Origin of the sequence: Halomonas sp. I1 (assembly GCF_032334135.1) — a bacterium.
Taxonomy (GTDB): domain Bacteria; phylum Pseudomonadota; class Gammaproteobacteria; order Pseudomonadales; family Halomonadaceae; genus Halomonas.
Map to the genome: position 1 here is coordinate 300,182 of NZ_JAVXUS010000001.1, position 13,359 is coordinate 313,540.

The 13,359-nt window shown below is 62.3% G+C and carries 12 protein-coding genes; all 12 read right to left on the reverse strand.

All coding sequences use genetic code 11. The features are described 5' to 3' along the window. Nucleotides 1-54: 54 nt before the first annotated feature. Nucleotides 55-1,155 carry a TRAP transporter substrate-binding protein gene (locus tag RSO41_RS01395; RefSeq protein ID WP_315617049.1) on the reverse strand — a complete coding sequence of 367 codons (1,101 nt, stop codon included), beginning with the start codon at nucleotides 1,153-1,155 and terminating at the stop codon, nucleotides 55-57. A gap of 126 nt (nucleotides 1,156-1,281) precedes the next feature. Then, nucleotides 1,282-1,671, reverse strand: a complete 390-nt coding sequence (locus RSO41_RS01400) for a hypothetical protein (protein WP_315617051.1) — start codon at nucleotides 1,669-1,671, stop codon at nucleotides 1,282-1,284. 126 nt (nucleotides 1,672-1,797) lie between these two features. Next, entirely contained in the window at nucleotides 1,798-2,247 is a 450-nt protein-coding gene (locus RSO41_RS01405; protein WP_315617053.1) for a hypothetical protein, read from the reverse strand. A gap of 275 nt (nucleotides 2,248-2,522) precedes the next feature. Continuing rightward, on the reverse strand, nucleotides 2,523-3,260 hold the full coding sequence (locus tag RSO41_RS01410; protein WP_315617055.1) for a hypothetical protein: 738 nt from the start codon (nucleotides 3,258-3,260) through the stop codon (nucleotides 2,523-2,525). 367 nt (nucleotides 3,261-3,627) lie between these two features. Further along, complete coding sequence (locus RSO41_RS01415) at nucleotides 3,628-3,870, reverse strand: hypothetical protein (RefSeq protein ID WP_315617057.1); 243 nt, start codon at nucleotides 3,868-3,870, stop codon at nucleotides 3,628-3,630. A gap of 42 nt (nucleotides 3,871-3,912) precedes the next feature. Further along, a complete protein-coding gene (locus tag RSO41_RS01420) occupies nucleotides 3,913-4,731 on the reverse strand; it encodes a hypothetical protein (RefSeq protein WP_315617059.1) in 819 nt (272 codons plus the stop codon). Continuing rightward, entirely contained in the window at nucleotides 4,694-5,176 is a 483-nt protein-coding gene (locus RSO41_RS01425) for a hypothetical protein (RefSeq protein ID WP_315617061.1), read from the reverse strand. Before RSO41_RS01425 ends, RSO41_RS01420 begins: the two co-directional genes overlap by 38 nt. 43 nt (nucleotides 5,177-5,219) lie before the next feature. Continuing rightward, the gene (locus tag RSO41_RS01430) at nucleotides 5,220-6,581 is read right to left on the reverse strand and encodes a hypothetical protein (RefSeq protein ID WP_315617063.1); all 1,362 of its coding nucleotides are present in this window, start codon (nucleotides 6,579-6,581) and stop codon (nucleotides 5,220-5,222) included. Nucleotides 6,582-6,624: 43 nt separating this feature from the next. Beyond that, nucleotides 6,625-9,960 carry a toxin VasX gene (locus RSO41_RS01435; RefSeq protein ID WP_315617065.1) on the reverse strand — a complete coding sequence of 1,112 codons (3,336 nt, stop codon included), beginning with the start codon at nucleotides 9,958-9,960 and terminating at the stop codon, nucleotides 6,625-6,627. Next, complete coding sequence (locus RSO41_RS01440) at nucleotides 9,957-10,856, reverse strand: DUF4123 domain-containing protein (RefSeq protein ID WP_315617067.1); 900 nt, start codon at nucleotides 10,854-10,856, stop codon at nucleotides 9,957-9,959. The genes RSO41_RS01435 and RSO41_RS01440 overlap by 4 nt, the downstream gene beginning before the upstream one ends. After that, nucleotides 10,853-12,916, reverse strand: a complete 2,064-nt coding sequence (locus RSO41_RS01445; RefSeq protein ID WP_315617068.1) for a type VI secretion system Vgr family protein — start codon at nucleotides 12,914-12,916, stop codon at nucleotides 10,853-10,855. Before RSO41_RS01445 ends, RSO41_RS01440 begins: the two co-directional genes overlap by 4 nt. Before the next feature lies 1 nt (nucleotide 12,917). After that, nucleotides 12,918-13,205, reverse strand: coding sequence for a type VI secretion system PAAR protein (locus RSO41_RS01450; protein ID WP_315617070.1), 288 nt, complete (start codon nucleotides 13,203-13,205; stop codon nucleotides 12,918-12,920). Between the last annotated feature and the right edge of the window lie 154 nt (nucleotides 13,206-13,359).

Genomic DNA, 13,359 nt, shown 5'->3' on the forward strand with positions numbered 1-13,359 from the left:
AGAAGCGCCTGAGACCGGCGACCTTTCAGGCAAGACCTGGCACCCGGCACGGTCTTACCCCAGCTGTTTTTCCCGAGCCTTCAAGTAGGCGAACTCGCCGACATCGGTGAAGGGACGCACCTTCTGCTGGAAGGCACGATAAGAGTCGTAGACCCGGCGTGACGCCTCGTCGTTCTCGACCTGCTTCTGCAGCACCTCTTGGGAAGACTCGCGCAACGCCGACATGACATCGTCGGGGAAGGAGCGCAGCTTGACGCCGTGCTCATCGACCAGCGTCTTCAGCGCCTCAGCGTTGCGCAGCGCGAACTCGCTGATCATGGCCAGGTTGGAGGCCCGCGCCGCTTCCGTCACCACGGCCTTGAGATCATCCGGCAGCGCCTTCCAGGCATCCAGATTGACGGTCCCTTCCAGAATGGCGCTGGGCTCGTTCCAGGCCGAGGTGTAGTAGTAATCCGCCACCTGGTGCAGGCCGAACGCCAGATCGTTGTAGGGCCCGACCCAGTCGGCCGCGTCCAGCACGCCGGTCTGCATGGAGGTGAAGATCTCGCTGCCGGGTGTGGTCATGGTGGTCACGCCGATGCCGCTCATCGCCTCCCCGGCCAGCCCGGGCAAGCGTAGCTTGAGCCCCTGCATGTCCTCCAGCGACTTGATTTCCTTCTTGAACCAGCCGGCCATCTGAGTGCCGGTATTACCCACCGGAAAGGGCTTGAGGTTGTGCTCGGCATAGACCTCGTCCCACAGGGACTGGCCATCGCCATCATACAGCCAGGCGTTGGTTTCGGTGGTGTTCATGCCGAAGGGCACGGCGGTGAAGAACTGGGCGGCGGCGACCTTGCCGCGCCAGTAATAGGAAGCGGAATGCCCCATTTCGGCGGTACCGGCCGATACGGCATCGAAGACTTCCATGGCCGGCACCATTTCCCCGGCACCATGGACCTTCACACGCATACGCCCGCCCGACATGCGCTCGATGCGCGCGGCGAAGTCATTGGCGCCGGTGCCCAGGGCGGGAAAGTTCTTCGGCCAGGACGTCACCATGTTCCAGGTGATGGTCTCCTGGGCGGAGGCGGTAGAAACGAAAGGCGCGGCGACGGCACCCGCCGTGCCGGCACCCAGCGTCTTGAGACTGGTCTTGAGAAAGTTGCGACGCTCCATGGCGAGGGCGGCTCCTTGATGGTTTTTATGCATCGTGCCAAGCGGCACTGTGTCCATCGGGCAGTATGCGCGAAAGCCAATTTCATCGGCAAGGTAGAGCCAGTTCTCGCCGAATGGCCAGCCGCCTCAGCTCGCCCGTTCCAGCGCAATGGAGACGGGCATGCGTACCGAGCGCTTGGGCTTGCCCAGCAACTGCACCCCCATGGCAGTAAAAAACACGACCGCAAACACCACCGTCGGAATCTTGCCGAAAAAGTGCAACGCCAGGGCACCGAGAATCACCGGCACCGTGACCAGCACGATCCTCGAGTACTTGCTGGCCGCCTCTTCCATCGCAGCGACGTGACCGGCAAGCGTCTCTCGGGACTCGCCCGCCACCAGATCATCCACGCCGCACTTGGGGCATGTGACCGTCTCGTCACGCAACAACCGCTGCGCGTGACGGTGTCGCAAGCCCACCTCCTTTTCACAAGCGGGGCAGGTATAGGTGGCAACCTTGGTACCTGAATCTTTCATGGTGGCGTCCTTATCTAAATTAAAAAAATGGGAATCGTTCAACTGCAGGATAGAAATGCCTAGTGGCCAGGCTACCCCAACTTCTGGTGTGAGCACGAAAATCTGCGGAAAGCTGCCGGCTTAAAGCTAATTGTCACTCCTTTTATTGGTGAGCATATTACTTACCATTTGAAATCCCATTAACACCCAAATCATTAGTAGCACAGGGCCCATTAAAATTAGCGTATAACCATGAACGGCTCCTCTGTGTACGCTTGAATAATAGTCAAAGGCCTCAATATTACCTGACCATGCCCCCCAAACAACCCAAACACCAAACGGAATGACCAGAGCTGAGAAAACCAAAAAACTTATCACCTTCTTTTTTACACCCCCTTCCATGTCGACCGGTAGTGAACACCTCTTTTTATAAATACCTTTAACCACAAAAAAACACGCTGCCGCAGACGATGGAGAAAAAATCAAATCAAGTATGGTGATCGGCACCCCCCACTTTACTCTAGCCACCTCCAGCGGCAGACTGATTACCAGGAACCCCATAACACACCCTAAAAATACAAGCAAAATTCTAGCCATAACCACCAAACTCTACACCTGTTTTCATAGAATAACTGCAGCACTTTGGAGCACGGGATTCTGGAGATGCAGATGCATGACCAGCCCCCTTAGCTTCCCATCAGCCGGTGATACTGAGCCATAATGGATGGGACGCTTGGTTTTCCTTGGTAGGCATATTCTTCCTTGGCCAAGCTACCGCCGGGGCGGGCGATGGCGCGCCTTTCCTGGCGGGGTGGTGTGAGCACGGCGTCCTTGCCGTGCGGGAGCGGTATCTTTCAGTCGAAGATGAAGGGTCACCCCACATGGGCCGCAAAAGGCACGCTGGGATAGGCCGCCTTCGGCGTCTCGCCGGCGGCGTCGTAGCCGAAGCGTTGTTCGATGGGGCCAAGGTCGAGGAAGGTCTCGCCACGCTCATAAGCGGCTTCGACCTGGCGGCTCAATTCGGTGAGCTCGGCGGACGGTTGCGCCCACTCGTCTTCGGGAAGCGGCTGTGACCATTCTGCCAGCCAGCCTTCGGGGGCTGCCTTGGGCAGCACGTGATTGACTCGGTACTCGGTGTACCAGCTGGCGAAGTAACCCAGCTCCATCCAGCACTTGAGACGATAATGCCAGAACGGCTTGCCTTCCCGCTCGTAGCGTTTCTTCTGGCGCGCCATCTCCTCCCTGTACCAGGCCACACTGTAATCGTCGGCGGACTCGGGCACCGCCTCGGGGCCTTCTTCCATGTAGCGGCGGATCAGCTCCCATTGCATCAAGGCCATCTGCAGGCTGGTCACATTGGCGGAAATCCCCGCCCCGGCCAGGCTATAGCCCGGTCGCTCCGGATCCGGCGGCAGGATATGCAGCTCCCAGCCGATCCCCGCCGGGCCACCTACCGTTACCGCCATGTTGCGCGTGGCCACCGCCACCACGTCTTCCCAGGGCACGAAGACGGTCTCCTTGCGCCAGCCGGCCAGGCGGCGGACCCCTCGATACAACGCCACATAGCCAATGGCCAGAACCGGCAAGACCACCAGGTGAAGCATCGCCATCCAAGTAATGCCAACTGGCCCCAGAAACTTTTCTTCTGACCCCAGAAAGCCCAAACCCACTAGCGTGGTCATGCCACTCATGGAAAAAAATGCAAACCAGAAGCCATACATTAGGTGAGCGCTAGGTGCCGGCAAGAAAATCCTTCGCCCGGGGTGCTCCACCACGAAGGCCACTTCGCGGCGCTGGCGATGAAAGCGTACCGGCGCGGTGCCACGAAGCCAGAGGTCGGGGATAATCAGCAGCGCTCCGAAGAACAGCACGCCTGCGTAGGCGCCCCCCCCCATATCCCCGAAGCATTGCCCCAGGTTAGACCGCCATCGTAGACACCAAAGGTGACGAAGAAGAACACCCCTAAAAAAAAGAGGATCATCCAGACCGCCGCCCCCCCCAGGCCAGCATGCCATTACGGCTGACGTTATGTTGCAGGTCCAGGGTCGCTTCGTTGCGGCGATAGACCAGTCGCCCCACGTCCGCGCCGGCCCCCGCCGTGGGCCCCAAGGGAATCGGCCTCGGGCTTAGTGCATAAAGCTCATTGGCACCGCGCGTCAGATGCTCGCCGGCGCGCAGCGCCATGGCAGCGGCGTCCTGTTCCTTGGTTTGGGTGGTCATGATCCTTCCTTTGTTCGTGGCAAGCTTCGATGCCCTACTTTATTAGGCGGTCCAGGGCGCAAGCGGCATGGCCTGCCAGGCGCTGGCCTCACGCCCTTCCAAGGGCTCGACGGGCCTCCAGTCCTCCCCGGGCGATACAGCATCCCGGCGGCTAAAGACCTCGAAGGCCGTAGTAGCGGTCGGCGACGATGCCCCCTGAGAGGTGATACGCACCACCAGTACCAGGGTATCCCAGTCACCGACGCGCTCGGGGTCCAGGGCATAATCCAACCGGCAGCTGCCCTCTTCCTGGGTCAGACCGGCGTGGGCCATCAGATCCTCGTGAAGCTCCTGCTGGCTACCGCGCGTTACGCCCCAGAGGCCCACCTGGAGGTTATCTGGATTGGGCGACTCCACCCCCGGCAGATTGAGACGCAGGTTCAAAGAGTTCGCCGGCGGTTCCGGCCCCACCGGCATGGTGGTCATACGCGCTGGCTGCTCGCCACGACGCCAAAGCACCGGCTTGCCATGCACCTCGGCGAGCTGCTGATGATGTGCCTGGAGCTCCCAGCCCTTGGGCTCGTCTCCCCAGACGCTGTTCTGGCACCACTGTTGCAGCGGCGAGAGCGAGTAGTACTCGTAGAGCAACTCGCCGATCACCACCAGCACCACCCCGACGGCGGCAATCCAGTTCAGCGGTACTGGGCCGAGGAAGGTCTTGCCCTGCTCCGAAGCGGCTTCGACCTGGCGACTCAACTCGGTGAAATCGGCGGATGGTTGCGCCCACTTGTCTTCGGGAAGCAACTGGGACCACGCCTCTACCCAGCCCTTGAGCAGCACATGATTAGGCCAGATTCTCGGCCTGCTCTGCAGAACAGGCATGCCGATGCCGTTCATTGATATGCATGACTGCATCAGACCCACGGCGGATATGGGGTAGCACGATTTCACTGGCCTTGGTGAAACGATGCCCGACTCGCACGGTATAGGATTTGAACACCCAGCTGAGGAAATTCTGCACGAAGGTAGCATCCTCGACATCCCGCCACTTGATGCCGAACATGCCCTTCGACCAGGGGAATATACCGCGATAGACCCAAACGCCTTCGGCGTCTGTATAGAGAACGATGCTACGAATCGTCAGTATCTGGACGACACAGACAGACAGCCAGAACAGGATGAAGATGGCCCCCAGCCAATCGCGAGTACCGGTCAGGGCCAATCCAATCACTACCATGACCAGAAAGATGATGATGGGGCGCACATAGGCCGTCCATGACATGGTGAAACGCTCACCGAGTTCGTTGGGCTGTTGCACGGATTCCATAGTGTTTTCCTCCTTGAATTAAAAACCGAGAGTGATAACTCCGTCATCCTTGATGAGCAGCAAAAGGCACGCTGGGATAGGCCGCCTTCGGCGTCTCGCCGGCGTCGTCGTAGCCGAAGCGTTGTTCGATGGGGCCAAGGTCGAGGAAGGTCTCGCCACGCTCATAAGCGGCTTCGACCTGGCGGCTCAATTCGGTGAGCTCGGCGGAAGGTGTGGCCCATTCGTCTTCGGGAAGCGGCTGTGACCATTCTGCCAGCCAGCCTTCGGGGGCTGCCTTGGGTAGCACGTGATTGACTCGGTACTCGGTGTACCAGCTGGCGAAATATCCCAGCTCCATCCAGCACTTGAGGCGGTAATGCCAGAAGGGTTTACCCATGGGCTTGCCTGCCTGCTCGTAGCGCTTCTTCTGGCGCGCCATCTCCTCCTTGTACCAGGTCACGCTATAGTCGTCGGCGCGTTCGGGCACCGCCTCGGGGCCTTCCTCCATGTAGCGGCGGATCAGTTCCCATTGCATCAAGGCCATCTGCAGACTGGTCACATTGGCGGAAATCCCGGCCCCGGCCAGGCTATACCCCGGTCGCTCCGGGTCCGGCGGCAGAATATGCAATTCCCAGCCGATGCCCGCCGGACCGCCGATGGTTACCGCCATGTTGCGCGTGGCCACCGCCACCACGTCCTCCCAGGGCACGAAAACGGTCTCCTTGCGCCAGCCCGCCTTGCGCCGAGCCCAACGATAGAAAAGCACATAGCCGATGGCCAGGGCGGGGGCGATAACCAGATGGGTGATCGCCATCCAGACAATACCCGTAACCCCCAACAATTCTTCTTCCCCTCCCAAGAAGCCCAGGCTGAACACCACGAAGCCGCCACTGATAGAAAACAGCGCAAACCAGAAGCCATACATCAGATGAGCGCTGGGGGACGGCAAGTAAACCTTGCGGCCCGGGTGCTCCACCACGAAGGCCACCTCGCGGCGCTGGCGATGAAAGCGTACCGGGGCGGTGCTACGAATCCAGAGGTCGGGGATGATGAGTAAGGCCATAAAAAATAGAAATGCTCCGTAGGCGCTCCCCCCCCATATTCCCAAAGCATTGGCCCAAGTAAAGCCGCTATAGGAGGCAAGATAAGCAACAAAGAGGAACACTCCCACAAAGGCAAGTATCATCCAAACGGTTACATCCCCCAGTGCCAGCATGCCGTTGCGGCTGACGTTATGTTGCAGGTCCAGGGTCGCTTCGTTGCGGCGAAAAATCAGCCGGCCAATATCCGCGCCGGCCCCGGCCTGAGGACCTAGCGGAACCGGACGCGGACTGAGGCTATACAGCTCATTGGGGCCGCGTGTCAGGTGCTCGCCGGCACGTAATGCCAGGGCGATCGAGTCCTGTTCATTATCTTCCGTGGTCATGGTCCTTCCTTGATTGATGGCACGTATTTCGCTACCCGAGTAATTAGTGCTTCCAAGGCATCAGCGGCATGGCCTGCCAGGCGCTGGCCTGGCGACCTTCCAGGGGCTCGACGGGTCTCCAGTCCTCCCCGGGCGATACAGCACCCCGGCGGCTAAAGACTTCGAAGGCCGCAGTAGCGGTAGGTGATGATGCCCCCTGAGAGGTAATACGCACCACCAGGATCAGGGTATCCCAGTCACCGACACGCTCGGGGTCAAGCGCATAATCCAACCGGCAGTTGCCCTCTTCCTGGGTAATGCCGGCGTGGGCCATCAAATCGTCGTGCAGTGCCTGCTGTCCGCCGCGTGATACGCCCCAGAAGCCCACCTGAAGGTTGTCCGCATTGGGCGACTCCACCCCCGGCAGGTTGAGACGCAGGTTCAGGGAACTCGCCGGCGGTTCCGGCCCCACCGGCATGGTGGTCATACGCGCTGGCTGCTCGCCACGGCGCCAAAGCACCGGCTTACCATGCACCTCGGCGAGATGCTGATGATGAGCCTGAAGATCCCAGCCCTCCGACTCGTCTCCCCAGACACTTTTCTGGCACCACTGCTGCAGCGGTGAGAGCGAGTAGTACTCGTAGAGCAACTCGCCGATCACCACCAGCACCACCCCGACGAATGCGACCCAGTTCAGCGGCACCGCCAGGCGCAACAGTCGCAAGCGCAACAATACAGCAGACGTGCCCCGAATTTTCCCCATCAGCCCGGCAATGCCAATCGGCAAGGTACCACCAATAATGGCCACATCGCCTGCCATGGCGATACCGGCCGCCAGACGCTGGCGATCAGTATCGGCGCGCCCCAACTTAGAGCCCTGTCGAAATAAATCTATAAAGGCTGCAGCAAACGAGAACCATGCCACGCCGATCATCGCGCGATTGGTCAGCCGCGCCCAGGCGTCCAAGTGATCCAGGCTGCCGGCCGCCTGCTTGACCGCCGTCTGGAAGGACTTGCCTTCGTAAAGGCGTCGATAGCGGGTATCGTGCAGAATCTCCAATACACTGGCGGTTGAGGCAATCGTCCCGAACGCGCCGGATAGGACGTTCAATGCTGCCTCGCCAATTCGTTCATTTGTTCGCAAGGAAGTACTCAACTGCTGAATGGCCCCACCAAACAGATAGCCATTCAACACCAGCATGAAGCCACTCAGCCCCACCGGCACGGCACGACTCGGGGCGATCTCCCCCTTCTCATTGCGCAACAGGGCATCCCAGGTCTTCTGATCCTGCAGCGCCTGACGAACCTTGCTCCGTTCAGTTAACGCCGCGCGGGAGGTCTGCTCGCTAAGGCCGGATACTTTAAAGGCCTGATGGCCCGCTTCATCGAGGGGATACGTCGCCTCGGCCAGTTCATCGAGCACACCAGCCAGGGCCTGACGCGGTTGACGAACGTCTGCACGCGCCTGGCGTATCCGCGAATCGTAGACCCGCTTGGGTAACTGCTTGCGCTGGCGCTCCAGTGTGCGCTCGATACGACTCGTCCTTTCCACCTCGTCCGCCAGGCGTTCGGCGCGTTGCAACAGGCTGTTGAGACGCTCGAGTACGGATGACTCGGGTATTTCCCAACCCAGTTGATAAGCGGAAAGCCGCGTGTAGAGCTCGTGTCGTATGCCGTTGGAGGTGCGCTCGAACAGGGCGCTGAAGCGCTCCTCGAGATTCAGCGATTCGGCCTCATCCAGCACGCTCGCCAGCAGGGCGCGCCCCAGCAATTTTTCCTTGGCCGTCAGCTCCGTGACGACAACCGCACGGGCGTCTTCGCCCAGGCCCTCCAGGTTCTGCAGGCGTAGCTGGTTCTGCTGTTCAAGGTGAGCTTGCCATTGGGCGCGAGTACCTGGTGTCGACTTCGCCGACATCAGCGCCATCAGGGTGGCCTGGGCGCTCTTCCAGTGGGCCGCCGCCGCATTGATGAAGCCGGTCAATGGTGTCACATGCAGACGGTGCGCCACCGTGACCTCGCCGAAGTAGTGCTGGTTCAGGAAGTCCTGCTGACCGCAGGCCTCCAAGGTCGTGAAGAGCCGATGCTCGAGGCTGCTGCGCAGGATGGCCTGGGTATCGTCTTCGCCATCGAGCAGGCTGGCATACTCGTGCCAGCGCGGCAGCAGGGTCTTGATGTCTTCGCCGACCTGCTCTTTGTGGGATCGCCACTCGCCCTGCCAACGGTCGGCATCGGCGAGAAATGACCGTATCTCATCGAGGCGAATGACGTCCTCGATACCTTGCTGGGCCAGCCATCGATCCCCTTCCTGGCTGCCGAAGACGCGCTCAAAATAGTCGTCGTGCGTCTCCCGGGCGAAGTCGCGGACCGATTCGGCGTCGGTACCCAGGCGCTCGGCGAGTTCACCACTCACAGTATGCACTTCCGCTTCCAGCGCCTGCTGTTCGCGGGACCGAAAGCCGGGGTGCCCGCCGCTGCTGGCAAGATCCTCCGAGCGCTTCTCATCGTACCGGTTCTGCAACCCCATCAGCTCCCGGAGCCGCTCCCTGTCCGACTCGCTGGCTTCCCCTAGCCATTCGGGAATCTCCCCCTGACCGGCACGCGCGATCATAGGATTCAGGTCGAGCTGCATGAAGCCGTCGATGGCCCGGGCGGCAAAGTGTTTCTCGGGCTCCTCGTCCAGCCAATCGGCCTCCTGACCGGCAATCAGCGTCCAGGCGCCGGCCAGATCGTTGGCTCGGGCCACCACGTCCTCGACGATCAGGCAGGCACTATCCTCACGATATTCGGCCTGGATATTCCCCTTGATGGTGGCCGCCTGTGCGGTCTGCCAGTCCGCGCTCGCCGTCCACTGATACTGGCCATAATCCAGGCGTTCTTCGGAGACGGTTCGCTCGCCCAGGTCATCCGCCAGCACCTCACCTAACTTATCGGGTGGCAACAGGTGGTCGGTGCCGTTGCCCGGGCAATAGCCACCAATATTGACCGTCAGCATCACCTCGTCCTGTACTTCCGACTTCGCCAGCAAGAGAGCCGCCCGCGTTTCCTCCAGTTCCACCTGGCTGTAGAGCACCTTGATGCTGCCGCGGCGTTCGAGAATGATCGGGTCACCGCTGCCATCCGGCATGACCTCGAAGGTCTGCAGCTCGTCGGGGGCGATGCTGTGAATCAGGTAGAGCCATCCCTGCCTGGCGGGTCGAATGCCGTTGGGACGGAAGTCTCCTTGGATGGGCGGCGATACCTCCGGCAGGGACACCTCTTGCTCGGGCTCCACCAGGGCATAGCGTACCGGCACCAACTGGAGGTCCGGCTTCTGCAGCGGACACTGCCCGGCCTCCTGGCCGGGATCGTTATCGCTCTGGTTATCAGCCACCCGGTTGGCGGATTCCATGTCGATGCTCATGCTGACGTCTCCTTGTTCAGCCGGTCCTGCGCGAGAGCCACCGCCGATTTGAGGCGCTCCATGGGCGGACGCCCGTCTGCCACTGTCAGGCATCTGGCCAACTCGGGCATGGACTCTTCCTCCAGCGCCGATCGGCCGTGGGCCCCGAGGATGTTGGCCAGACAGAAATGCGCGCGCCGTCCATGAAAACCAAGTGCCGCCGTCAACTCGATCACCTCGCCCGCAGCCTGCTCGGCGCCGTCGAAGGCGGGTAGCCAGGGCCCCTTGGCGAAATAGGCCTGTAAATGCTCGGCAAGCTCGAGACGAAATCGACGCCAAGCGATACGCGATAGCGACGCGCAATGTGCCTCGGTCAATTGGAAGCACCCAGGCGACTCGTCACGATGCCGCTCACTATCAGTCTCGAGGTGGTGCCAGTTCAGATCTGCTCCCTGCATCTCAGGCAACCAAAGACGTTCGATGGGGCCCAGGAGCGAGCTGGCCGTCGGGGCGGGCTCCGCCTCGAGCAAGCAGCGCATGACCTCGGGCGAGGCGATCCTCAGGAGTTGCTCGCCATGCCAGGGGTGCTCGACGATCAACAAGTTCCGAAGATGGTCGGCCAGCGCTTCCAGAGGTTCGTCGGAAGCCAGCAACCACCCCGCCTCTTTCGGCGCCACCTGTTCGATAAACCGTTCCATAATCGGGCTTTCGGGCTCGATCTCCACCAGGCAAGGCGACACGCCCCGGCAGTCGATCAGCGGGGTATCCAGAAATAGTGGCTCATAGACCGGCGTAGGATGCGTCTCGTAGAGCCAGCGCTCCACCGGCTCCATAGCCACGCCATCGAGCAGCAGGAATAACGAGGGCCGCGCGTGAGAGGCATGGACTGGCGGCGCTATCTGCGACCAGGCCTTCATTCCGAGCCGCTTCCCTGACCGTTGGACGAGGGTTTGCACAGCTGCGCCGTGGCCATCTGTTGTCGTAGCACGGCCTCCTGGCGCGGCGCCTCGATCGCCTCATGCGACTCCTCCTCGGCCTCCCCCGGCAGGATCGGGGTCTTGGCGCTCTGGCCGCTGCCGGAGCCGGGGCTGCCGCCGGAGTTGATCTTCACGCTCGGGCCGCTGAGGGTGACGCCGCTGGGGTCGAGCTTGACGAAGCTGCCGCCGGCCTTGAGCGTGACCTCGGCGCCGGCCTCGATGACCACCTTCATGCCGGCCTTGTGGTGTACCTCGCTGCCGGCCTCGACGAGCTGGGCGCGGCCGATCTTCTCGTGGCGGGTCTGGCCCACGCTGAGGTGGTCGTCGCCGTCGACCTGGGTACGCCGCTCGCCGTGCACGGTCAGGTGGTCGTCGCGGTCGAGTTCGCTGATGCGGTCGCGCTTGATCTTGAGGTCACTGTCGCGGCCGACCTCCTCGGTACGGTCGTTGCGGGTCAGCAGCTCCAGGTCCTTCTGGGCGTGCAGCCAGATCTGCTGCTGGTCGGCCTTGTCCTCGAAGCGCAGTTCGTTGAAGCCTTCACCCTGATGGGTCTGGGTGCGCAGCACGGTGCGCGTCTTGTGCGCCGGCAGTTCGTAGGGCGGCACGTTCACCGCGTGGTGGGTGCGTCCGGTGATGATCGGTTGATCGGGGTCACCCTCCAGGAATGACACGATGATCTCGTGGCCGATCCGGGGGATGGCCTGGAAGCCGTAGCCGCCGCCGGCCCAGCCCTGGCTGACGCGGATCCAGGCGCTGGCGGTCTCGTCCGGCTTGGCGTAGCGGTCCCAGGGGAACTGCACCTTGACCCGGCCGTGTTCGTCGCAGTAGATCTCTTCGCCCTCGGGGCCCACCACGAAGGCGATCTGCGGGCCGTCGACACGCGGCTTGGGCTGGGGGTCGGCCTGCCAGGTGATGTCCGCCGGGGCCAGGCTCAGCCGGTTGTTGAGCGTGGTCTGGCCGTCGGCCTGTGCGGCGTCTTCTTCCAGGGCCTGGGGCTGGGTGCCGTGGTGCGCTGCGCTGACCACCTGCCAGTCGCCCGGGGCCGGCAGGTCGTCGCCGCCGAGCGTGAAGCGGCGGCCGGGCGCCAGCTCGGCCAGGTTGCTTTCGGCCTCGGCGGTGGTCGCGTCGCGGCGCAGCCATTCGAGACGGTGACGGGTGAAGGCCTTGCCGGAGGGATCGGCCTTGAAGCGCCCGGGGTAGTCGAAGTGCTCGTATGCCTTCTCACGGGCACCACGCTGGGCATGCTGGTCGAGCCCCTCGCCCTGCTTGTCATGAAGCTGCGCGTAGGCGGGCTGCTTGAAGCTGTAGTCCTTGAGGGTGGCGCTGGCCGGGCGCACGCGGCTGGTCTGGCGCAGGCGGCGCACATGGGTCTCGGGCGGCGTGCCGCCGGCGCGGGAATGGTAGGTGCGCTCGCCCAGCGAGCTCAGCGCCTGGGGCGAGTCGGCGAACACCAGGCGGTGAATGCCGCCCTCGGCGTCCTCGAACTCGTGGAAGAAGCTGAAGCCTTCCTCGGCGGCCAGGCGCTGGATGAAGGCCAGATCGGTCTCGCGGTACTGCACCACGTATTCGCGCTTGGCGGGCTCGCGGGTGGCGGAGAAGGCCACGTCGGTGAGGCCATGTTCCTCGCACAGGGTGTTGATCACCGTCAGCGGCGAGACGTTCTGGAAGATGCGCGAGTTCTGCCGCAGCGAGAGTCGCCACAGCGCCGGGCGAATGGTGACGTGGTAATGGGTGCGGCGATGACCGCGATCCCCGCGGGCGAACTCGCTGACCACGCCGTGCACGCGGCGGGTCGGCCGGTCATCATGCCAGACGGTGAGCGTGGCCTCGCTTTCCAGCAGATCGCCGGGGTTGAGGTCGGGACGGCGGCTGGCGGCCTCGACCTCCAGAGTGAAGGGCGCGGAAAGTGCTTCGTCGAGGCGGAAGTCGACCACCGCCAGATCGAGACCGTCGCCGCCGGCCAGGCTGAGCGTGAAGTGCAGGCGATTGGGGTTGGCCATGTCAGCTGCCCTCCCCGGTGGCGCTGCCGATCACCACGCCGCCGCAGTCCACCTCGTGGCCGGTCAGGGCGGCGGGCTTGCCATCGATCATGACCGTGGCCGAGCCTTCGGCGATCTGGCGCGGGTGCAACGAATGATTCGGCTTGGTGTGCGGAGCCAGGGCATCTCCCTGGCGCGCCACCGGCTTGCCGTCGATCATCACCGTGGGACTGCCTTCGATGACCGGCGTGGGGGGAAAGCCTTCATGGTCGGTGCCGATGTCCCCGACCAGTACGAATTTGCGTCCCATCTTGACCTCCTTGTTTAACTGACGGCCGTGTCAGGCCGAAGGAAACACTGCATAAATGCCTGCGCGCGTAAATCGCTGCGTTGCGCGGTGCTAGAAACCTCGCCTAACGACTAGTTATGTCTCGTTTTCTGTGCTCCGCGCGCCTTGCGCTTCA

Excerpts from the sequence above, each read along its gene's own strand:
- RSO41_RS01430 (WP_315617063.1), bottom strand. The coding sequence starts at position 6,581 with ATGACCACGGAAGATAATGAACAGGACTCGATCGCCCTGGCATTACGT.
- RSO41_RS01395 (WP_315617049.1), bottom strand. The coding sequence starts at position 1,155 with ATGGAGCGTCGCAACTTTCTCAAGACCAGTCTCAAGACGCTGGGTGCC.
- RSO41_RS01415 (WP_315617057.1), bottom strand. The coding sequence starts at position 3,870 with ATGACCACCCAAACCAAGGAACAGGACGCCGCTGCCATGGCGCTGCGC.
- RSO41_RS01435 (WP_315617065.1), bottom strand. The coding sequence starts at position 9,960 with ATGAGCATCGACATGGAATCCGCCAACCGGGTGGCTGATAACCAGAGC.
- RSO41_RS01445 (WP_315617068.1), bottom strand. The coding sequence starts at position 12,916 with ATGGCCAACCCCAATCGCCTGCACTTCACGCTCAGCCTGGCCGGCGGC.
- RSO41_RS01440 (WP_315617067.1), bottom strand. The coding sequence starts at position 10,856 with ATGAAGGCCTGGTCGCAGATAGCGCCGCCAGTCCATGCCTCTCACGCG.
- RSO41_RS01450 (WP_315617070.1), bottom strand. The coding sequence starts at position 13,205 with ATGGGACGCAAATTCGTACTGGTCGGGGACATCGGCACCGACCATGAA.
- RSO41_RS01410 (WP_315617055.1), bottom strand. The coding sequence starts at position 3,260 with ATGGCGATGCTTCACCTGGTGGTCTTGCCGGTTCTGGCCATTGGCTAT.
- RSO41_RS01425 (WP_315617061.1), bottom strand. The coding sequence starts at position 5,176 with ATGGAATCCGTGCAACAGCCCAACGAACTCGGTGAGCGTTTCACCATG.
- RSO41_RS01405 (WP_315617053.1), bottom strand. The coding sequence starts at position 2,247 with ATGGCTAGAATTTTGCTTGTATTTTTAGGGTGTGTTATGGGGTTCCTG.
- RSO41_RS01400 (WP_315617051.1), bottom strand. The coding sequence starts at position 1,671 with ATGAAAGATTCAGGTACCAAGGTTGCCACCTATACCTGCCCCGCTTGT.
- RSO41_RS01420 (WP_315617059.1), bottom strand. The coding sequence starts at position 4,731 with ATGCCTGTTCTGCAGAGCAGGCCGAGAATCTGGCCTAATCATGTGCTG.